Below are 20119 nucleotides of genomic sequence, written 5' to 3'. Positions count from 1 at the left end.
CGCAGTTCCCCTCCGGAACCATCTCCGCGGCCCAGCGGCTCCGGGGTGGGGCGGCGTGAGATGGACTGGCAAGGTTGGGGGCTCTTCGGCCTCCTGGCAACCGCCCTCCTGACGCTCATCATGATTGCGGCGCAGATGGCCGGCCTGACCCGGCTGGACCTGCCGCTGGTGCTGGGCACCCTGGTGACGCCTGATCCCGACCGGGCCCGTGTTGCCGGGTTCTTCATCCATCTCGCGGTGGGCCAGGTCTTCGCCCTCGGCTATGCCGCGTCCTTCGCCCTCCTGGGCAGGGCCACCTGGTGGATCGGCGCACTGCTGGGCCTGCTCCACGTGGGGGTGGCACTGACCGTCATCCTGCCGCTGCTGCCCGGCGTGCACCCGCGGATGGCATCTACCCGGGCCGGCCCCTCCAGCACTGCCGTGCTGGAACCGCCGGGCTTGCTTGGCCTGAACTACGGCATCCAGACCCTGGCCGTGGCCATCCTCGCCCACGTTGCGTACGGCGCGGTTCTTGGCCTCCTGCTGAGGGCACTGTGAAAACCGCGCCCGGACCGAAGCGGCCGGCCGCACGAACGGTGCACACCACGCCGGAGCTGCGCGCCGCCGTCGAACCCTTCCCTGCGGATTCCTGGCAACCCGCGCCGATCGCCGACTACGGCCTGCTTGGTGACACCCGGACCGCAGCCCTGGTCTCCTCCACGGGCTCAGTGGATTGGATGTGCGCCCCCGCGTTCGACGGCGAGCCCATCTTCGGCGCCCTGCTGGGCGGACGGGAGGCGGGGCAGTTCGTGGCCGGTCCCGCCGGAGCCGCGCACCTGGTAAGCCGGCGCTACCGCGGCAACACCGCAACGCTTGAAACAACATGGTCCTCCGGCGGTGGACTGCTGACGTTGACCGAGGCCATGGTTGCCGAGGTATCCGGGGCACTCCTGCCCACCACGCTCTTCGTCCGGCGGCTGAGCGCGCATGGCGGTCCGGCAGCCGCCGTCGTCCGCTTCACGCCGCGGCTCGGCGAAAACCACCGCCAACCGCGGGTCAGCAGGCGCGGCCAGGACCTGGTGTGTGAATGGGGCCCGCTCGCGGTATCGCTGGGCTTCAGCGAGGGATGCCCGCTGCCGGCCGGCGACCAGCAGACGGTGGTGGTGCACCCCGGGCGGCCGGTGACACTTGTCCTCGCCGTCGCCTACGGGGAACCGCTCATCCACGTGGATCCGGAAGCGGCCTGGGATCTGGTGTGCAGTGACGAGCAGCGGTGGGAGGACTGGGCTGCGGAGGTGGACGGCGGCATCCCCTTCCGTCCACAGGTGCTGCGGAGCCTGCTGACCCTGCGGCTGCTGACCTATTCGCCTTCAGGCGCACCGGTGGCGGCCCCCACCACATCACTGCCCGAGAATCCCGGCGGCATCCGGAACTGGGACTACCGGTTCGCGTGGCCCCGGGACGCCAGCATCGGCGTGGCGGCATTCCTGCACGCGGGGAAGACGAACGAAGCCCTGGGCTTCCTGGGGTGGCTGCTGCATGCCAGCCGGCTCCAGCGGCCCCGGCTCCCGGCCCTGCTCACGCTGTCCGGCGGACGGGTGCCGCGGGAGCGCGTCCTGGCCGGGTGGCCCGGATATGCAGGAAGCGTGCCGGTGCGGACGGGCAATGGCGCGGCCGGGCAGCACCAGCTCGACGGCTACGGCTGGGTGCTGGATGCAGCCTGGGTGCTTGTGGCGGGCGGGCACCGGCTGTATTCGGAGACGTGGCGGGCCATGCGTGGGTTCGCGGACATGGTGGCGGACACCTGGTCCGCGCCGGACGCCGGGATCTGGGAGATCCGGGCCGATGCAGCCCACCACGTCCACTCCAAACTCATGGCCTGGCTCGCGCTGGACCGGGCGTTGCGGATCGGCGCCACACATCGCCTGGGCAAGCGTCAGCGGCGGCGCTGGCAGTCCGCCCTGGACCAGCTGGGGACTGAGATCCGGGGCAAAGGAGTTGACCCGGACCGGAACTGCTACACGCGGACCTATGGATCCACGGACCTTGATGCCGCCCTGCTTGTCCTTCCGTTGATCGGGCTGGAGGACCCCACATCCGAGGTGGTCCGCGCAACTGTTGACGAAGTGTGGAAGGAACTGGGCGCCGGCGGGCCCCTGCTGTACCGGTACCCGCCGGGCCAGGACGGCCTGGAGGGCGGCGAGGGCGCCTTCCTGCCCTGTTCATTCTGGCTGGTGCAGGCACTGGCCATGACCGGCCGGACCAGCGAGGCACTGGAAACCTTCAGCGCGCTGCTGGACCTGGCGTCCCCGCTGGGCCTCTTCAGTGAAGAAGTGGACCCCGCCTCCGGCACCTTCCTGGGCAACTATCCGCAATGCCTGACCCACGCCGCAATGGTCCAGGCCGCACTGGCGCTGCGCGACAACCCTTCCGTATGAACGCCATCGGTCCGGAACCAACGGCCGCACCGCCCACGGCCGCCTATCGCCCACATCCAGCCCGGCGCGGGAATTTGTTGCCCGCGTCCGGCGTTGTCGATCTGTCCGGAACAATCTGGACATCAGCAGCTGGACAGGAGAACACACCACATGTCAGTTGACTACGACGCTCCGCGGGTGACACCCGAGGAAGAGCCGAACGTGGCACTGGAGGAGCTGAAGTCCGACAAGTCCGCCCGCCGGGAGGCTGCTCCCGACATGGACGAAACGGACCTGGCGGACAGCTTCGAGCTGCCCGGCGCGGACCTCTCCAACGAGGAACTCCTCATCCAGGTGGTCCCGGTACAGGCCGACGAATTCACCTGTATGTCCTGCTTCCTGGTCCACCACCGCAGCCAGTTGGCGCGGGAGAAGGATGGCAAGAAGTACTGCAAGGAATGCGAGGGCTAGCAGGGGGACGGCGGCCGGCCGCGTTTGGGTTTCAACCATTGGAATCAGCACTCGTGGCCGGAGCGATGGACAGCCATGATGTAGGTCACGCTCCGGCAAAGGCCGGCCGACTGGAAAGAAGGAAACCATGTCCCTCAGCGTTGAGGAAATGAACAAGCAGCTCCCGGCGGCCAACGTGCTGCCCGGAGAGGCGGTCCCGTACTACATGGCGTCGGGCGAGGGCGCACGCTACGAAATCAACGGCCAACTGGTGACGGTCATCGCCCGCGCCGCCGATACGGGCGGCATCTTCAGCGCGGCCTACATTTCCGGCGGCATGGGGGCCGAGTCCCCCTTCGTCAGCCACAGCATCGAGCACAAGACCCTCTACGTCTTCGACGGCATCCTGCACGTCTGGCTGCCCGGCGAGAGCAGGGTCCTCACTCCCGGCGACTCCGTGGTCATCCCGCCGAACACCCCGCACGCCTACCGGATGGCCAGCCACTACACCCGGTTCCTGAACTGGATGACGCCCGGCGGCGCCGAAAAGTACTACGAGCGCGTGGGCACGCCCATCGGTTCGCACGTCCCGCCGGTGCGCCCCGGACACCAGGCCAGCCTGCAGGAGCAGGCCGAGGTGGGCGCCGAGTTCGGCATCACCTTCCCGGACGTGGAGCGCGTGGCGCCGTCGTTCAAGCACGACGCCGGCCTTCCGCCTACCCAGAGCCCCTACTTCCTGAGTGCCGGGGAGGGTGAGCGGCTGGTCAGCTACCAGACAATGTTCACGTACCTGTCCCGCCCTGCGAACACGGACTCCAACTACTTTGCCGTGCACACCAAGGGAGCCAAGTCCCCCTACATTCCGCTGCATTTCCATTCGCAGCACACCGAAAACTTCCTTTGCACCGAGGGCCGCATGTGGCTGTACGCCAACGGCCGCGAGATGCTCCTGACCAAGGGCGACTTTGTCCACGCCCCCGCCGGGACCATCCACTCGTTCGCGTTCGACGCCCACAACACCCAGATGGTGGGCTTCCTGACCCCGTCTGTTTTCAACGGGTTCTTCGAGTATTTCAACCAGCCCACTGGGGACTACATGTACACCGAAGGCGGCGAACCCTACATGGATATGGAAGGCTTCGGCCGCGCCCAGGCCGAAATGGACCTGACAGTGGTGGGCCCGCCGCCGCAGCGCCGCGCAGCACTGGACATCCCGTAACACTCGAAACAAGCCAAAGGCCCGGACTTCCGAAAGGAAATCCGGGCCTTTGGGTTTTAGGGACATCCATTGCTGAGTACTTGTCGTTTTGAGCGTCGTATACGACAAGTACTCAGCAATCGATGGGGGTTAGGAGGTGGCTTGCTTGACCAGTTCGCGGCCGTAGTCGTTGCCGTTGGGGGTGCGGACCACGGTGTGCATGTGGAACGGGGCGGGTTGGTCGTTGCTGAGGAATACGCCGGTGTGGTGGTCCAGTTCCAGCACCACCACGGGGCTCTGCAGGCGGAAGTAGAAGGCTTCCTCCCCCTCCCAGCCGCCGATCCAGCTGAAGAACGATTCCCCGTAGTGCTCCCGGATTTCCCGACGGCGGGCGGCGCGGGGCCCGTCCGGCAGGTAAGCGATGAAGTCGTCCACCACCGCGTCCAGCAGCTCCCGGGCCTCCGCGGGCATCTCCGCCACGCGGATCCCCTCGTACGGGATCACCCGGTTGTCCTGGAAGCAGCCGCCCAGGTGCCGCTCATCGCCGGGGTGGAGGCGGCCTTCGGGCATTGCCGGGTCCACCATCGACTCATACACAACAGCCCCGGCGCGCAGCTCTGAAGGCAACGCACCCATCAACTGCCGGGCCAGCGCGATGCGCTCCTTGAACACCTTGACGCCACGGTGCGGCCCGGCGTCGATCACGTCCGGCTCCGCGCCCATGAACACGGGTGACATCACCAACTGCGTCCCCGCCACCAGGCAGTTCAGTGCCGCGTGGTGGCCAAAGAGCTGCCACCCCCAGGGCTCGGTCTCGGACGGCTCCCCGTACAGCGCGAAGTTGTTGCTGAATTCGTTCATCAACAGCGGCAGGTCCACCAGGTCGCCCAGGAATCCGTTGATGCGCATCAGGTTCCGCACCAGCTCAAAACCGGCCGGGCTCAGGGACGTCTCCACCACGCCCAGGACCGCGTCACGGACGGGCGGCTCCAGCTCGTCCAGGCGCAGCCCGGTGTCGTGCTGCATAAATTCGGGGTTGGCCCAGCTCTGCCATTCGGGTGCGTCCACGGCGTAGCTGAGCTTCTCTGCCTGGCCAGGAGTGACGGCATCGAGCAGCTTGCGGGCCGCGGCCACCATCTCAGTGGTGGGCGCTTCCTCCCCGGGCCGGGCCGGCGCCAGCGGGTACAGGCCCTCCCGGCGTACGCCGTCGCTGGTGATGCCGGTGAAGGCCTGCGGGTACAGCTTCTGCCAGCCTTCGATCATGGGCCCGGCAAACGGGTCGCTCTTGGCAGCTTCTGCGTACTCGCGGGCGTTCAGGCCCCGGATCTCCGCCACGCGCGGGTGGTCCGGGGCAAACAGGTAATCACGGAATGACGGCGTCGACACGGGGACTCCTGGTGTTCTCAAGGGAAGCTGATGGTTCGGGAAAGCGATCCTGGGCATGCCTGGCCCAGCCCGCGGCGGCAGCAAGGGCATCAGCCGCGGCAGCGGCGGAGCCGCCCCGCCAGGCCACGTGCTGGTCCGGACGGACCAGCACGGCGTTGGCGCCCCACAGCGCCGACAGCGCGGTTCCTTCAGCGGAGGGTCCGACGGCGGCAACGGTCACCGGGATGCCCTGCCGGGCAGCGGCCGCCAACACCGGCTCGAAGACTGTCGCCGCCGGCACCCCGCCAAGCGCGCCGGCGTCGGCCAGCAGCGTGAACCCGGTTCCCAACTGGCTGTACAGTGACGTGCCGTCCGGCAGCCACGCGTGCGGCAGCAGGGCACCGGGGCCCGCGGACGGGACGTAGCGGATGGGGTCCTCCGCTGGGAGGGAGGAACCGTCCGGCACCACCACGGGCGAGCCGGCGTAGGCGTAGCCGAGCACCAGGCCCAGCGAATCAAACTCGCTTTGCTTGACGGCGAGGGCGTCGTGGGCGGCCCGCCGCGCGGCATCCCCGGCAGGGCCGGCGAGCGCAAGGTCCGGGTCAGCAAAGTGGTAGGCCAGGGCCTTGCCGTTCTCCGCAGCGTCGCGGATGGTACGGGCCGCCACCGGCCGGCGTTCATCCCCGTAACTGGCCAGGAGGCCGGGGCCGGCCCAGCCATTGATGACGGCGGCGAGCTTCCAGGCCAGGTTGGCGGCGTCCCCGATGCAGGTGTTGAAGCCGTGGCCGCCCCACGGCGGGTTCAGGTGCGCGGCATCGCCTACCAGGAAGACGTTCCCGCGGCTGTACTCCGGGGCCAGCAGCATGCGGGCCGTCCAGGGATCGGTAGCCACCACGTCGACGTCCACTTCAGCGCCTACGAGCGATCGGACCATGGCGGCAGCATCAGCCGCGGTGACGGTGACGGCGGGATCCACGCCCTGGACAATCGCCCACCAGGTGTCGGCGAGGTCCATAGGCCCCACCATCCCCGAGGTTTCCGATCCCACCACCCAGTACTGCACGGCGGGATCCAGCGAAACAGCGGAGGCCAGTGACTGCGAGCGGAACAGGATGCTGATGTTGGACAGCGCTGCCGAGCCGCCCTCCAGGCGGATACCCAGGCTGCGGCGCACCGCGGAGGACCCGCCGTCGGCTCCAATCACATAGTCAGCGCGGATGGTGCGGCGCGCGCCGGCGGCATCGGAGACGACGACGGCGTACGGCGCCGTGACTGCCTCACGACGGGTGCCGGTGTCAGGACCAGAGCCGGGAAGGCCGGCGTCGATTCCTGCAATGCCCGGCCCACGGACCTCCTGGACGGCCCACCCGGTCACGAACGTGACCAGCGGGTTGTCCGCGACGGCGGCGCGGAGCACCTCCTCGAGGACCGGCTGCGGGACCTGCTGGCCGCACTCCGGCTGCGGCCCGTAGATGCCGGGCACAAGCTGGAACGCGTTGCGGAACCGGCGCAGTTCATGGGCCGAAGGGCCGGTCAGTCCAGTGCAGAAGATGACGTCCTGGGCATAGTCCACGGGCAGCGGCGAGGCCTTCCGGAGGGCATCGGCCAGGCCCAGCCGGCGCAGGTGCGTCATGGTGCGGGCGTTGGTGGTCTTGGCCCGGGGCCGGGTGGGGTCAACGCTGATCCGTGGGTCAATGACCGTGCTGGGGACGCCGCGGGACGCGAAGTCCAAGGCCAGGAACAGTCCACTGGGGCCGCCGCCGGAAACCAGGACCCGCGCCTCCTCCGGGATCTCCGCGGCCTTGGCGTTCTGGAACGTGCTCATCAGGCACGGCTCCGGAGGGAAAGATCTCCCACGGGCGTGGTCAGGGTGCCAAGCTTTTCAATCTCCACCTCGACCGTGTCACCGGGCTGCAGCAGCCACTGTGGGGTGCGGGCGTATCCCACGCCTTCCGGGGTACCGGTGGCAATGACGTCACCGGGGTGCAGCGTGAAGGTCTGGCTGATGAGCGCGATGATGGCCGGGACAGAGAAGATCATGTCCCGCGTGTTGCCGTTCTGGGCTTCGATGCCGTTGACGCGGGTGCGGACCTGAAGCCCGTCCCGCAGGTCGCCCACGTCGTCCCGGCTCACCAGTGGACCCATGGGGCCGCTGAAGTCGCCGTTCTTCCCCAGGGTCCACTGCGACGTGAGTTTCTGGGCCTTGCGGGAGGTGATGTCGTTGAAGGTGGAGTACCCAAAGACGGCGTCGGCAGCAGTGGCCTCGTCCGCGGACTCCACACGGCGGCCGATGTACGCCGCCACTTCGCCCTCCCAGTCCAGCCCCGCCTCGCCTGCGGGAACGGGAACCGGGACGTTGCCCACGGACAGGGACGCCGTCCAGCGGGCAAAGAGGGTGGGGTACGGCGGGAGTTCCTGGTCTTTGAAGCTGCCTTCGGCCACGTGCGCCTTGTAGTTCAGGCCCACGCAGATGACCCGTGCGGAGGCCGGGACCAGCGGCACTTCGGTGACGGTGCCGCGCTCCAGCCAGGCGCCGGCGTCGGACGCGTCATGCTGTGCCGTGCCGGCCACCATGGTTGCTGCCTTGTCCTGCCAACCCTCCGCGTCGGCCCAGAAATCGGCGACGGCTGCGAGCGGGAGGATGCGGGAGCCGGCGAGCGCTGCCGCCCAAGGTTGGCCGTGGTGCGTGATGCCAATGAACTGCATGGAGGGGCCTTTCGGGTCTGTTCCGGGCGGATGGTGCCCGGAGGAAGTGCTGGTCAGTGCTGCTTTGCCTGGCGGCAAAGGAAATCGATGGTGGCGGCAGCTGCCTGCCCTGCCGCGGCGCTGCTGCCGTCTGGCAGTTGCCACATATGGTCCGCGTCCTCCAGCAGGAGAAGTTCGACGGCGGCACCGGCGCCTTCCAGCGCCTCGGCCAGCCCGGCGGACTGCTCCACGGGGACGAACCGGTCCGCCGTCCCGTGGATGAGGAGGAAGGGCGGCGCGTCCGGATGCACGTAGCTGAGGGGGCTGGCCGCCCTGGCTTTGTCCGGGGCGGCGGCCGGCTGGGCGCCGAGCAGCAGCGCCTCACGCGAGCCGGGGTCATTAGCGCGCGCCACGGCGTCCGGCCTGGCCTGTTCACCCATCCGTTCCAGATCGGTGGGCGGGTACCAGGCCACGACCCCGGCAACATGGTCGTCCCCGTCAGCCTCCAGGGCGCCCTCCGGCTCAGCGAATTCCGCGGCTCCGGCGGTCAGGCCGAGGAGGGCGGCAAGGTGGCCGCCTGCCGAGTCGCCCCAGGCGTAGATCCGGCGCGGATCCACCCCGTACTCAGCGGCGTGGGTGCGGAGCCAGCGGACCGCTGCCTTGGCATCCAGCAGCTGGGCGGGAAAAGTGGCAACGTCCGTCAGGCGGTAGTCGGCGGAGGCCACCACGAACCCGGCCTCCGCCAGCTGTTCGATGGGGCTCAGGCCAAAGCTGTCCACGCCCGGCCCCAGCGAGGACCGCTCCCCCATCCGCCAGCCGCCCCCATGGAAATGGATCACGGCTGGCCGGCCGCCCTGGCCTTCCGCGGGAGCGCCGGGAAGGTAGAGGTCCAGCAGCAGGGGCCCGGCATCCTGTGGCCGGGCGAACTCAATCCCCCGCTGGATCCGCAGTGCCGTCATCGTTGACTCCATGTGTGCCGCGCCGTCTCTGTCCTGGGTAGCTGGGAGCGGACCACTACCGGCGTCCGCCTTCATGGACTCAACTCTGGGCCATGGACGGAGGCGGACGCGCTGCCGGTTTCACTGAATGAAACTAGTTCAAGGGCGCTCCAGTGCATGCGGGGGTTGGGACGATGGAGTGCGGAGGATCAGCTGACCAGGACCTGGGTGGCGGATTCCTTCAGCTTGCCGTTGGCCCACTTCATTTGCCGGATGGTCTGGGGGTGGCATTTTTCGGCCAGGGCCAGGAGGTCTTTGTCCTTCATCCCCTGGGCAGCCTGGGCCAGCAGTTCCCAGTCGGCGGAGACGCCGCAGGCCTTCAGGTACAGCTCACGCAGGTCCCGCAGCAGCAACATCCCGGTTTCCGGGCGGCGGCCCACCATCTCGCTGCCCTTTTCCCGAAGGGTCTCCATGAGCCCCGCTTCGCCACGCGGCTCCGGGTCCAGGTCCTGGCCGTAGTTTCCGGCGATCGCTGCGATGTCCCGGACATGCTGCTGTGACCAGCGCGCCAAGTCCCGGGCCAGGTGGTAGATCTCGTGGTCCACCTTGTGCCGCTCCGAGATGACCAGTAGGTGGTGCGCCAGGTCGTTCTCGGAACGGTGCATTTCCTCAAGTACAAGCCCGAACTTCATCGTGCCCCTCCTGCCGTGCCGGTGGCTTCGTCCGCCAGTGCGGAGGAGATCCCCTTGGTCCTGGCCTCTTCCGGGAAGTCCCCGGCCGGAGCCGACGCCGTGGTGGTGGGCGCCAGGGACGGCCCGTCACCGCCAGAAACCCGGGTAATGCGTGCCGCCGCCGTCTTGAAGATGGGCTGCTTGGAGGCTGCATCCCAGTCCGTGATGGTCAGCTCGTTGGCCGCCCTGCCGGCCCCGTCGGGCTGGTGGCCGCCGTCGGTGTCCCAGTAGCCGTAATGGAACGGCAGGAACAGGACGCCGGTCCGGATCCCGCTGATCCGCACCTTGGCGAGGACTGAACCGCGGGGGGTCTCCACCTCTGCAAGGTCGCCCTCGGCAATCCCGTACGCGCCGGCGTCGTCCGCTGACAACTCCACCCAGACATCGGGGGCGGCTGCCTGCAGCTCAGGCGCCCGGCCGGTCTTGGTGCGGGTGTGGAACTGGTAGAGCGTGCGGCCGGTGATGAGCTGCAGCGGGAAGTCCCGGCTGGGAAGCTCGTGCGGCGGCACGTATTCGGCGGCCTTGATGATGGCCTTGCCCTCCGGGTTGAGGGCCTTGTATTCGGACGGATCCACGGGCGCGCCGGTGATCAGGTCCCGGCCGTAGGTCTCGCAGTACTCCGGGTGGGCCCAGAACTTGCCGTCGGCGTAAATCCGTTCCGTGCCGTCCGGGTTCTCCTCGTTGCACGGCCACTGGATGCCGGAGCCGCCGCGCAGTTTGTCATAGGTGATGCCGGTGTAGTCGCAGGGGCGGCCGCGGGAGCATTCCTTCCACGCTTCGAAGGCGGACTCGGGATCGCGCCACTTGATCAGCGGCTGCCCGTCCTTGTCCTGCAGGCCCATCCGGTGGGCGTAGTCGATGAAGATGTCCAGGTCCGGCCGGGCGTCGCCGGGAGGATCCACCGCCTTCTCCGACAGGTGGACGGTTCGGTCCACATTGGTGAAGGTGCCCGTCTTTTCGCCCCAGGTGGCGGCGGGAAGAACCACGTCGGCCAGCTGGGCAGTCTCGGACAGGAAGATGTCCTGCACCACCAGGAAGAGCCGCTCCTGCTCCAGGATGCTGCGGACCCGCGCCAGTTCCGGGAGGGAGACGGCGGGGTTGGTGCCGCTGACCCAGAGCATCCTGATGGAGCCGTCCTCCGCGTACCGCATCATCTGCATGACGTGGGTGGGCGGCGAGTAGTGCGGGATGGACATGGGGTCGATGTTCCAGACCCGGGCCAGGTCCTGGATGTGGGCGTCGTTGGACCAGTTCCGGAAGGCGGCCAGGTCGCCGTCGGCCCCGCATTCCCGGGTGTTCTCCGCGGTGGGCTGGCCGTTCATCTGCAGGATGCCGCAGCCGGGCTTGCCCAGCATGCCGCGGATGATGTTGATGTTGTTGACCTGCACGGCGGCGGCGGTGGCCTGGTTGGACTGGTAGAAACCCTGGAGCACCGTGGACAGCAGCCGCTCGGCGTGGCCGATGATGCTTGCGGCCTCGGAGATCTGCTCCGCCGGGACCCCGCAGATCTCTGCGGCCAGGGCGGGAGGGTAGTTCTTGACCTCTTTTTCAAGCTCCGCGTACCCCACGGTGTGGGCCTGGATGTACTCCTGGTCCACCCAGCCGTTGGCGATGATCTCGTGCAGGATGGCGTTCATCAGGGCCACGTTGGTGCCGGGCCGCGGGGCCAGGTGCAGGGTGGCGGCTTTGGCCACGGGGGTGGGGCGGGGGTCCACGCAGATGATCTTGGGCGGGTTGGGCCCGGCCAGCCGGTCCAGCATCCGGGTCCAGAGCACGGTTTGGGTTTCCGCCACGTTGTGCCCGTAGAGCGCGATCACGTCCGCGTGGTCCACGTCCGTGTAGGAGCCGGGCTGGCCGTCGCAGCCGAACGATTCCTTCAGTGCCTCGGCCGCCGTCGCCGTGCAGAGCCGGGTGTTGCCGTCCACGTGGTTGGTGCCGATGCCGCCGTGGGCCACCGTGCCCAGGGTGTAGTACTCCTCGGCGAAGAGCTGGCCGGTGGTGTAGAAGCCGATGGCGCTGGGGCCCTGTTCCGCCAGCAGGGCCTTTGAGCGGTCCACCACGCGCCGCATGGCGGTGTCCCAGTCCGTTTCCACCAGCTTCCCGCCCTCGCGGACCAGGGGTTTGGTGAGCCGGTCAGGTGATGCGTTCGCCTGCCAGCCGTACAGGTCCTTCGGTCCCAGCCGGCCGTGGTTGACCCTGTCTGAGGCCCTGCCGCGCACCCCGACGATTCGGTTGTCCTTGACGGCGATGTCCATGGCGTCGCCGTTTGAGTGGAGGAGCGACGCCGTCTGGACCCACCTGTCCACGTCCTCCGGGGTTATGCCCTCGGCCAGGTGGCTGTCCACCCTGACCGGCCATTCACCGCCACTGCCGTACGGTGTCCTTGTCCCCCATGGTTCAGCTATTCGGTCAATCCGAGTCATCTGTCCATCTCCTGTCCGGAACCGGCAGGCAACATCGAAAACGACGTTGTCCCTACCGGCTCCCGTACCCAGGAGACGCTGGTGGTAACAGGTGTTTTTGGTGCCGCCCGGCAATGGCCGTGCAGGTCAGGCGCTTAGGCCCGGGTTTCCTGGACCTGGCTTTCCTGGACCGTGCTCTCCTGCAGCGGCCGCCGGGCGAGCCAGGCAGCCACGATGGCGCCGGAGATGTTGTGCCACAGGGAAAAGACGGCGGACGGCAGCGCGGCCAGCGGGCTGAAGTGGGCGGTGGCCAGCGTGGCGGCCAGGCCCGAGTTCTGCATGCCCACTTCGAAGGCGAGGGCGCGGCGGGCCTTGTCGTCCAGGCGGCCGAATTTCCCGGCGAGGTAGCCCAGGCCCAGGCCGAAGCCGTTGTGCAGGACCACGGCGAGGAACACAATCGCACCGGCCCCGATGATCTTGCTGGCGCTGCCGGCCACCACGATGGCCACGATCAGGGAGATCACGACGGCGGATGCCCACGGAAGTGCCGGCAGCACCTTTGCCACGAGCTTCTTGAGGAAGAGCCGGGCCAGGAGGCCTGCCACCACTGGCAGCAGCACGGTCTTGACGATGTCCAGCACCATGCCGGCGGCGTCGATCTGGAGGTAGGAACCGGCCAGGAACAGGACCAGCAAGGGGGTGACGATCGGGGCGATCAGGGTGGAAACGGAAGCCACTGCCACCGAGAGGGCAACATCGCCCTTGGCCAAAAATGCCATCACGTTGGAGGCGGTCCCGGACGGTGCGCAGCCCACCAGGATGACGCCGACGGCCAGCTCGGGCTCAAGGTTGAGGGCGCCCGCGATCAGCCAGCCCGCGCCGGGCATGATGATGTAGTGCGCAACGATTCCCAGTGCCACCGCCCAGGGCCGCTTGGCCACCGCTGCGAAGTCCGGCGGGGTCAGGGTCAAGCCCATGCAGAACATGATGATGCCCAGCAGGTAGGGCACGCTGGGCCCCATGGGCTTGAAGACCCCGGGGAGCAGGAAGCCGATAATGCCGGCGGCCACCACGAGGAGGGGGAACACCGTTACGGCGATGCGGGCGATCCTGCTTTCCGCTTCCAGCGCAGGGTTGACGGGCGTCCCGCCCGGGGAATTCTGGGGTTTAGTTGCCTCAAGCATCCAACCATGCTGGCACTGGCTGGTATGGTTCCGCCAATTGATGACCGGTAAGGGTAAACAACGGCGGAACCATACGGCCTGCCGGGCTTGTTAATGGACTTGCTTGCGGAGCTCCATTTTCCGGATCTTGCCGCTGGCCGTGCGGGGCATGTCCGCCACCACCACCAGGGACGTGGGGATCTTGTAGCGGGCCAGCCGGCCGTCCAGGAAGCTCCGCAGTTGCTCCTCCGTCAACGATTCGCCTTCGCGGAGGGTCACGATCGCCTGTGGCACCTCGCCCCATTTGTCATCGCTGACACCGATGACCGCCACGCTGCTGACCGAAGCATGCTCCGCGATGACTGCTTCCACCTCCGCGGGGTAGATGTTTTCCCCGCCGGAGATGATCATGTCCTTGAGCCGGTCCGAGACGAACAGGAAGCCTTCCTGGTCCCGGTAGCCCATGTCCCCGGAACGGAACCAGTGCCCGTCAGCGTAGCTCCCGGCGGTGGCCTCCGGCCGGTTCCAGTACTCCTTGATCACGTTGGGACCGGAAATCTGGATCTCCCCTACCTCGCCGGGAGCCACTGCGCCGCCCATGGGATCGGCGATCCGGACGTCAGTGAAGAAGTGCGGCAGGCCCGCCGAGCCGGCCTTCTCCCTGGACTTGTTAACCGGGAGCATGGTGACGCCGGGCGCCGTTTCGGTCATGCCGTAGCAGCTGGTGAACCCGATCCCGCGGTCCTCGTACGCGTCCAGGACGCGGCGGGGAATGGCGGAGCCACCGCACGTGAGCTTGTCCAGGGAGCTGAGGTCCGCCGCCGCCCAGCCTGGATGCTCGCAGAGCAGCTGGAACGTGGTGGGCACCCCGTTGAGCGTGGTCACCTTGTGCTCCTGGATCAGCTCCAGGACCCTGGCGGGATCGAACTTTGCCTCCAGCACCACGGTGGCGCCCTTGAGCAACATCGGCAGCAGGCCCATGTCCAGCGATGCCACATGGAACAGCGGCGAGATCATCAATGCCACGTCATTGCGGCTCAGGTCCATGTCCACGATGGTGTTGATGCAGTTCCACGTGATGTTCCCGTGGGTCAGCAGGGCGCCCTTGGGCTTGCCGGTGGTCCCCGAGGTGTAGAGGATCATCGCCCCGTCATCGTGCCCCACGGCCACGTCGACGGGATCCGGCGCCGATGCCTGCAGCGCCTCCTCATAGGGCGTCGCCTCGCACGGAGGCACTTCAGAGGGTCCGACGGCGGCCGGTGACGTGGCGGCCGAAGGTTCCGTCCCGCCGTCGGGCGTTACCACCAGGCGGTGGGTGACACCGGTCCCTTCCAGCGCGGCAGTGGCGGACGCCTCAAGGACGCCGGCGTTGACCAGGAGCCGGGCTCCGGAATCCTGAAGCTGGAACTGCAGTTCGGGCGGCGCGAGCCGGGTGTTCAGCGGCACGAAGATGGCGCCCAGGAGGCCGCAGGCAAAGAACGTTTCCACTAAGGAAGGGTGGTTCTCGCCCAGGTAGGCCACCCGGTCACCCTTTGCCACTCCCCTGTCCCGGAGTGCGTTGGCCAGGCGGTCGGCCCTTTCGGCCAGCTCTTGGTAGCTCAAGGCGCCGGCACCGGACAGGAGGGCTGGCTTGGCGCCCGACTTCCGGCGGCGGCGCTGCAGCCAGGATCCAACTCCGTTGTTGTCCATGGTTCTCCTAACGGACCGTGGTGAGGTCGTTGTTCTTAGACTCCCGCGTCAGGGCGATGAAGACAATCGAGACCAGTGCCATGACGGACAGGAACACCACCACCGGGATGATGCTCTGGCCGGAGTCCTTGTAGAGTCCGGCGATGATGCCCGGGGTGAAGCCGGCGCCGACGAGGGTGGCCAGCTGGTAGCCGACGGCTGCGCCGGTGTAGCGGGACGTGGTGCCGAACTGTTCGGAGACGAAGGCTGCCAGCGGCCCGTACAGGCATGAGTGCAGGACCAGTGCCACGGTGAAGGCCAGGAAGACAAGGCCGACGTTGCCGGATCCCAGCATGCCGAACATGGGGAACAGGTAGGCGATGAAAAGGGCCAGTCCGGCGATCATCACGGGCCGGCGGCCGAGCCGGTCGGACAGGCTGCCGAGCCGGTCGGACAGGCGGCCGCCCAGAAGCACGAAGATGATGGAGATGGCCGAGGCGCCGGCGAAGGCGTAGAGCACGCCCTGTTGCGGTGCCCCCTTAGAGACGGCGTACGTCACCGAGAACGTGGGCAGCACCACCTGGAGGCCGAATCCGGCGGCACCGGCGAACATGATCATGATCAGTGCCTTGGGCCGGCGCAGCACGTCCAGCAGCGGGATCTTGCGCTTGGCGCCTTGGGCGTCTTCCTTGGCCACGGCCTCGGCGAAGATGGGGCTTTCGGAGACCCGGAGGCGGACTAACATGCCAACGATCAGGAGCACGAAGGACAGCAGGAACGGCACCCGCCAGCCCCAGGCCAGGAACGCATCCTGCGGCAGGGCCGAGAAGATGCCCATCACCACGGTGCCCAGCACGGCGCCGGTGGGGGCGCCGGCGTTGACGAAGGAGGCTGCGAAGCCGCGGCGTTTGGGATCCGCGTGCTCCAGCGCCATGAGCGCTGCACCGCCCCATTCACCGCCGACGGCGATGCCCTGGCAGACGCGCAGCAGCACCAGGATGACGGCGCCCCACGGCCCGATCACGCCGGCGCCGGGAATCAGGCCGATGAGGGTGGAGGCGATGCCCATCATGGCCATGGAGATGATCAGCATCCCCTTGCGGCCCACCTTGTCGCCGAAGTGGCCAAAGATCACGCCGCCCAGCGGCCTGGCAACGTATCCGGCGGCGAAGGTGGCGTAGGCGGCCACCACGCCCACCCATTCGTCCGTTCCGGTGAAGAAGACCTTGGGGAAGGCTACTGCTGCGGCCGTGGCGTACAGCAGGAAGTCGTAGAACTCGATGGTGCTGCCCAGATAGCTGGACAGGATGACCGTGCGCGCTTCCTTGCGCTTGGCGGCCGTGCCCGCAGGTGCGAGCGTGGTGTGTCCGGACATGGCTGTTCCTAGGGACGGAGGGATGGGGTACGGAGGAAGGGTTTTTGGGGTTGCCTGCGGAGGCGGCGCCGAAAGGGGCGCCGCCGGTGTTGTGAAGGGTTCCTGCCGCTGGTGCGGCTTACTTGTCGAAGCGGCTTACTTGTAGAAGCGGGCCAGGAATTCGGCCACGACGGCGGGGCGTTCCTGGCCTTCGATTTCGATGGTGGCGTTGACCTTGATCTGTGCACCGCCCTTGACCTCGGTGACGTCTGCGATGGTGGCGTGCATGCGGACCTTGGAGCCCACGGTGACCGGTGAGGTGAAGCGGACTTTGTCCAGGCCGTAATTGACCTTGGTGGTGACGCCGTCAACGTCGAACAGCTCGCCCCAGAACGGGATGATCAGGGACAGCGTGAGGAAACCGTGGGCGATGGGGGCGCCGAACGGGCCGTCCTTGGCGCGTTCGGGATCGGTGTGGATCCATTGCTGGTCGTCGGTGGCGTCGGCGAACAGGTTGATTTGTCCCTGGGTGATTTGGCGGTAGTCGGTGGTGCCGAGGTCCTTGCCGGACAGGGTGAGCAGGGTGTCGAAATCGACGACGAGATTGGGCATCGTTGCCTCCTGGCAGTTGCTTGTTGGGTGAGGAAGGTGTGGTTCAGCGGGTGAAGGCGCTTTCGCCGGTGAGGGCGCGGCCGATGATGAGGGCATTGATGTCGTGGGTGCCTTCGTAGGAGTACACGGCCTCAGCGTCGGCATGGAAGCGTGCGACGTCGGTGGCAAGGGTGATGCCGTTGCCGCCCACTACTTCGCGGGCCAGGGCAACGGTGTCGCGCATGAACAGGGACGTCTGCATCTTGGCCAGGGCCGAGTCCTGGTCACGGTAGATGCCCTTGGCCTGCTGCTCGGTGAGCCGGACCACAAGGGAGAGGGACGCGGTGACGTTTCCCAGCATGCGGGCCAGTTTCTCCTGGACCAGCTGGAAGGATCCGAGGCTGCGGCCGAACTGCTGACGCTCATTGACGTAGGCCAGGGCGGCTTCGAACGCACCGGCGGCGATGCCGGTGGCAATCCAGGCAACGTCCGAACGCATGGCCCGGAGCATCGCCGCGACGTCCTTGAAGGAGTTCACGTTGTGCAGGCGCATGGACTCCGGGACGCGGACGCCTGTCAGGGTGATGTGGGCGTTCTGCATCATCCGCAGCGAGGTCTTCCCGTGGATTTTCTCCAGGGTGACGCCGTCCGTGGTCCGGTCCACCAGGAAGGCCTTGACCTGCCCGTCGGCGGCGTCCCGGGCGAACACGGCCAGGACGTCAGCGGTGGCGGCGCCGCCGATCCAGCGCTTGGCACCGTCCAGGATCCAGCTGCCGTCGCTTTCACGGCGGGCTGTGGTGGACAGTCCACCGGCGATGTCCGAGCCCGACTCCGGTTCCGTGAGGGAGAAGACGCCTTTGAGCGAGAAGTCGATGACCTTTGGCATCCACTCGCCCTGCTGGTCTTCGGAAGCGCCGACGCGGATGGCGGTGCGGAACAGGCCGGCCTGGGCCGTGTACCAGGTGGCCAGGGAGGCGTCGGTGCGGGCGAGTTCGAAGATCCGGAAGCCCTGGTAGATCCCGCGGGCAGGCCCGTCCACAGTGAGTTCCGCGGGTTCCATGAGGTCCAGGTCGATCAGCGGCCGGGCGAGCTGCTCCGGGAACTCACCCCGCTCCCAGTAGTCGGCCAGAAGGGGTTTCGCTTCGCGGTCCAGGAAGTCCCGGAGCCGGGCCAGGACCTGGCGCTCGTCCTGCGTGAGCAGGGACTCGGCGTCGTACCAGTCCGCTGCGGAGTAGAGGCGCGCACCCAGGCCGGGTGCCGTCGTCGTCAAGCTGTTCATCTCAGCCGCCCAGCCCGAGGAGGCGGACCGCGTTGTGCTTGAGGATCTTGGGCCGGACCTCGTCCTTCAGGGGCAGGTCCGCGAAGGCGCCCAGCCACTTCTGCGGGGTGATCAGCGGGAAGTCGGTGCCGAACAGCACCTTGTCCTGCAGGTAGGAGTTGGAGGCCTTCACCAGGGACTCCGGGAAGTACTTGGGCGACCAGCCGGAGAGGTCGATGAACACGTTCGCCTTGTGCGTGGCGATGGAGTTTGCCTCGTCCTGCCAGGGCACGGAGGGGTGGGCCATGATGATCTGCAGGCCCGGGAAGTCCGCGGCCACCGCGTCCAGGAGCAGCGGGTTGGAGTAGGCGAGCTTGATGCCGTAGCCGCCGGGCAGGCCGGCGCCCATGCCGTTCTGTCCGGTGTGGAAGATGGCCGGCAGGCCCAGTTCCTGGAGCGTCTCCCACAGCGGGTAGAAGCGCTCGTTGGAGGGATCGAAGCCCTGCAGGGACGGGTGGAACTTGAAGCCGCGCGCGCCGAGCTCGATGGCCTGGTGCTTGGCACCGGCGATCGCGTCCTCGCCAGTACGCGGATCTACGCTGCCGAACGGAATCAGGACGTCATTGTTCCGGGCGGCGCCGGCGATCAGCTCAGGGATGCTGTTGGGTTCGTGCTTGAGCTGGGTACGGGCGTCCACGGTGAACACGACGGCGGCCATGTTCAGTTCGCGGTAGACCTCGGCGATCCGGTCCAGGGACGGGGTGCGGTCCTCGGCCTTGAAGTACTTGGCCGATGCCTCGGTCAGGGCCTCCGGCAGGGACCCGTGGCCGCAGCTGTCCACCTCGAGGTGGACATGCATGTCGATTGCGTCGAGCTTCGCTGGGTCGATGCCCAGCTCGTAACGGTCAGCCATGGTCAGCGGGCCTCGGCCGGCTGTGCGGGCTTGAGCTCTTCCGGCAGGGGCAGGAATTGTTCGCCGTAGCTTTGCAGGGTGTCCCGGTTGAACAGCTGGCCGGCGTTGTCCCGCAGCGCCTCATAACTCCAGCCGCCCTCACGGTATTCGGTGGTGGCAGCTTCCGGATGGGTCCAGACCTGCAGCCGGTCACCGCCGGCGCCGATGGCCTGGCCGGTGATGTTGGCGGCCTCGTCGGAGGCGAGGAAGGCAACCAGTCCGGAGACGTCGTCGGCCGTTCCAAAGCCAAGGGCGTGGCGGAAGAAGGACGGCATGGCCTCGCCGCGCTCCTCCGCCTCAACTGCCTTCTGGAAGTAGGGCACCGTCTTGGTCATGGCCGTGGCGGCCACCGGGATGACGCTGTTGACGGTCACGCCGGCCTTCTTCATTTCCAGCGCCCAGGTGCGGACCATGCCCACGATTCCGGCCTTGGCCGCCGCGTAGTTGGTCTGGCCGAAGTTGCCGCGCTGGCCCGTGGGCGAGCCGATGGTGATGATCCGGCCGGCGACATTGTTTTCCTTGAAGTAGGCGTAGGCCTCGCGGACGCAGGTGAAGGTGCCCTTGAGGTGGACGTTGATAACCACGTCGAAGTCCTCGTCCGTCATCTTCAGGATGCTCTTGTCCCGCAGGATCCCGGCGTTGGTGACAAGGATGTCCAACCGGCCAAACGCATCAACAGCCCCGGCCACCAGGGCCTTGGCGGCGTCCGTGCTTCCCACCGGAACCACCACGGCGGTGGCCCGTCCGCCGTCGGCCTCGATCTGTGCGACTGCCTGGGCGGCCGTCTCAGCGTTCACATCATTGATGACGACGGCGGCACCCTGGCGGGCCAGTTCCCTTGCGTAGGCGAGGCCGAGGCCCTGCCCGCTCCCGGTAACGATTGCAACCTTGCCGTTCAAGCTCATGGCCTGCTCCTTCGCATGCGCCGGCCGAAGCCGTTGGGGTGGTCCCACTGCGGTGTGAGATCC

At 67.7% G+C, this 20119-nt stretch carries 17 protein-coding genes; 4 read left to right on the top strand and 13 right to left on the bottom strand.

Features of this window, described 5'->3' with window-relative positions; genetic code table 11:
• The first annotated feature begins 60 nt into the window (after positions 1 to 60).
• The 4 genes from FBY33_RS06920 to FBY33_RS06905 all read left to right on the top strand — a co-directional run bounded on the left by FBY33_RS06920 (position 61) and on the right by FBY33_RS06905 (position 4065).
• Positions 61 to 537, top strand: a complete 477-nt coding sequence (locus FBY33_RS06920; protein WP_142029920.1) for a hypothetical protein — start codon at positions 61 to 63, stop codon at positions 535 to 537.
• Positions 534 to 2417: a glycoside hydrolase family 15 protein gene (locus FBY33_RS06915; RefSeq protein ID WP_235010475.1), complete on the top strand. Its 1884-nt coding sequence runs from the start codon at positions 534 to 536 to the stop codon at positions 2415 to 2417. Before FBY33_RS06920 ends, FBY33_RS06915 begins: the two co-directional genes overlap by 4 nt.
• A 150-nt stretch (positions 2418 to 2567) precedes the next feature.
• Positions 2568 to 2867 carry a DUF4193 domain-containing protein gene (locus FBY33_RS06910; protein ID WP_056337946.1) on the top strand — a complete coding sequence of 100 codons (300 nt, stop codon included), beginning with the start codon at positions 2568 to 2570 and terminating at the stop codon, positions 2865 to 2867.
• A gap of 127 nt (positions 2868 to 2994) precedes the next feature.
• Positions 2995 to 4065, top strand: a complete 1071-nt coding sequence (locus FBY33_RS06905) for a quercetin 2,3-dioxygenase (protein ID WP_142029919.1) — start codon at positions 2995 to 2997, stop codon at positions 4063 to 4065.
• A 129-nt stretch (positions 4066 to 4194) separates the two neighbouring features.
• Here the strand turns inward: FBY33_RS06905 and FBY33_RS06900 are convergent, their stop codons facing one another.
• From FBY33_RS06900 to FBY33_RS06840, 13 genes are all read right to left on the bottom strand, one after another.
• The gene (locus FBY33_RS06900) at positions 4195 to 5430 is read right to left on the bottom strand and encodes a DUF3500 domain-containing protein (RefSeq protein WP_142029917.1); all 1236 of its coding nucleotides are present in this window, start codon (positions 5428 to 5430) and stop codon (positions 4195 to 4197) included.
• Entirely contained in the window at positions 5408 to 7234 is a 1827-nt protein-coding gene (locus tag FBY33_RS06895) for an FAD-dependent monooxygenase (RefSeq protein ID WP_142029916.1), read from the bottom strand. The genes FBY33_RS06900 and FBY33_RS06895 overlap by 23 nt, the downstream gene beginning before the upstream one ends.
• The gene (locus FBY33_RS06890; RefSeq protein ID WP_142029914.1) at positions 7234 to 8115 is read right to left on the bottom strand and encodes a fumarylacetoacetate hydrolase family protein; all 882 of its coding nucleotides are present in this window, start codon (positions 8113 to 8115) and stop codon (positions 7234 to 7236) included. Before FBY33_RS06890 ends, FBY33_RS06895 begins: the two co-directional genes overlap by 1 nt.
• Positions 8116 to 8168: 53 nt before the next feature.
• The gene (locus FBY33_RS06885; RefSeq protein WP_160141945.1) at positions 8169 to 9128 is read right to left on the bottom strand and encodes an alpha/beta hydrolase fold domain-containing protein; all 960 of its coding nucleotides are present in this window, start codon (positions 9126 to 9128) and stop codon (positions 8169 to 8171) included.
• A 113-nt stretch (positions 9129 to 9241) separates the two neighbouring features.
• On the bottom strand, positions 9242 to 9724 hold the full coding sequence (locus FBY33_RS06880; protein WP_142029911.1) for a hypothetical protein: 483 nt from the start codon (positions 9722 to 9724) through the stop codon (positions 9242 to 9244).
• Positions 9721 to 12186, bottom strand: coding sequence for a molybdopterin oxidoreductase family protein (locus tag FBY33_RS06875; RefSeq protein WP_142029909.1), 2466 nt, complete (start codon positions 12184 to 12186; stop codon positions 9721 to 9723). Before FBY33_RS06875 ends, FBY33_RS06880 begins: the two co-directional genes overlap by 4 nt.
• A 134-nt stretch (positions 12187 to 12320) precedes the next feature.
• Positions 12321 to 13349 (bottom strand): bile acid:sodium symporter family protein, encoded by a 1029-nt coding sequence (locus tag FBY33_RS06870; protein ID WP_142029908.1) that lies wholly within the window; start codon positions 13347 to 13349, stop codon positions 12321 to 12323.
• Between the two features lie 90 nt (positions 13350 to 13439).
• Complete coding sequence (gene menE / locus FBY33_RS06865; RefSeq protein ID WP_142029907.1) at positions 13440 to 15017, bottom strand: o-succinylbenzoate--CoA ligase; 1578 nt, start codon at positions 15015 to 15017, stop codon at positions 13440 to 13442.
• Positions 15018 to 15024: 7 nt separating this feature from the next.
• Complete coding sequence (locus FBY33_RS06860) at positions 15025 to 16371, bottom strand: MFS transporter (RefSeq protein ID WP_142029906.1); 1347 nt, start codon at positions 16369 to 16371, stop codon at positions 15025 to 15027.
• 135 nt (positions 16372 to 16506) lie between these two features.
• Positions 16507 to 16962, bottom strand: coding sequence for a MaoC family dehydratase (locus FBY33_RS06855; RefSeq protein ID WP_142029904.1), 456 nt, complete (start codon positions 16960 to 16962; stop codon positions 16507 to 16509).
• Positions 16963 to 17005: 43 nt separating this feature from the next.
• Positions 17006 to 18220, bottom strand: a complete 1215-nt coding sequence (locus FBY33_RS06850) for an acyl-CoA dehydrogenase family protein (RefSeq protein WP_142029903.1) — start codon at positions 18218 to 18220, stop codon at positions 17006 to 17008.
• Position 18221: 1 nt separating this feature from the next.
• Positions 18222 to 19112, bottom strand: a complete 891-nt coding sequence (locus FBY33_RS06845; protein WP_142029902.1) for an amidohydrolase family protein — start codon at positions 19110 to 19112, stop codon at positions 18222 to 18224.
• 2 nt (positions 19113 to 19114) lie between these two features.
• Positions 19115 to 20056: an SDR family NAD(P)-dependent oxidoreductase gene (locus FBY33_RS06840; protein WP_142029901.1), complete on the bottom strand. Its 942-nt coding sequence runs from the start codon at positions 20054 to 20056 to the stop codon at positions 19115 to 19117.
• Positions 20057 to 20119 lie beyond the last annotated feature (63 nt).

Origin of the sequence: Arthrobacter sp. SLBN-112 (assembly GCF_006715225.1) — a bacterium.
Taxonomy (GTDB): Bacteria; Actinomycetota; Actinomycetes; order Actinomycetales; family Micrococcaceae; genus Arthrobacter.
The sequence above is the reverse complement of the archived record's forward strand: the minus strand, read 5'-3'. Positions and strand labels throughout refer to the sequence as shown.

What these genes read in the sequence shown, in the direction of transcription:
- FBY33_RS06920 (WP_142029920.1), top strand. Translation starts at nt 61, where the DNA reads ATGGACTGGCAAGGTTGGGGGCTCTTCGGCCTCCTGGCAACCGCCCTC.
- FBY33_RS06910 (WP_056337946.1), top strand. Translation starts at nt 2,568, where the DNA reads ATGTCAGTTGACTACGACGCTCCGCGGGTGACACCCGAGGAAGAGCCG.
- FBY33_RS06905 (WP_142029919.1), top strand. Translation starts at nt 2,995, where the DNA reads ATGTCCCTCAGCGTTGAGGAAATGAACAAGCAGCTCCCGGCGGCCAAC.
- FBY33_RS06895 (WP_142029916.1), bottom strand. Translation starts at nt 7,234, where the DNA reads ATGAGCACGTTCCAGAACGCCAAGGCCGCGGAGATCCCGGAGGAGGCG.
- FBY33_RS06890 (WP_142029914.1), bottom strand. Translation starts at nt 8,115, where the DNA reads ATGCAGTTCATTGGCATCACGCACCACGGCCAACCTTGGGCGGCAGCG.
- FBY33_RS06885 (WP_160141945.1), bottom strand. Translation starts at nt 9,128, where the DNA reads ATGAAGGCGGACGCCGGTAGTGGTCCGCTCCCAGCTACCCAGGACAGA.
- FBY33_RS06880 (WP_142029911.1), bottom strand. Translation starts at nt 9,724, where the DNA reads ATGAAGTTCGGGCTTGTACTTGAGGAAATGCACCGTTCCGAGAACGAC.
- FBY33_RS06875 (WP_142029909.1), bottom strand. Translation starts at nt 12,186, where the DNA reads ATGACTCGGATTGACCGAATAGCTGAACCATGGGGGACAAGGACACCG.
- FBY33_RS06870 (WP_142029908.1), bottom strand. Translation starts at nt 13,349, where the DNA reads ATGCTTGAGGCAACTAAACCCCAGAATTCCCCGGGCGGGACGCCCGTC.
- menE (WP_142029907.1), bottom strand. Translation starts at nt 15,017, where the DNA reads ATGGACAACAACGGAGTTGGATCCTGGCTGCAGCGCCGCCGCCGGAAG.
- FBY33_RS06860 (WP_142029906.1), bottom strand. Translation starts at nt 16,371, where the DNA reads ATGTCCGGACACACCACGCTCGCACCTGCGGGCACGGCCGCCAAGCGC.
- FBY33_RS06855 (WP_142029904.1), bottom strand. Translation starts at nt 16,962, where the DNA reads ATGCCCAATCTCGTCGTCGATTTCGACACCCTGCTCACCCTGTCCGGC.
- FBY33_RS06850 (WP_142029903.1), bottom strand. Translation starts at nt 18,220, where the DNA reads ATGAACAGCTTGACGACGACGGCACCCGGCCTGGGTGCGCGCCTCTAC.
- FBY33_RS06845 (WP_142029902.1), bottom strand. Translation starts at nt 19,112, where the DNA reads ATGGCTGACCGTTACGAGCTGGGCATCGACCCAGCGAAGCTCGACGCA.
- FBY33_RS06840 (WP_142029901.1), bottom strand. Translation starts at nt 20,056, where the DNA reads ATGAGCTTGAACGGCAAGGTTGCAATCGTTACCGGGAGCGGGCAGGGC.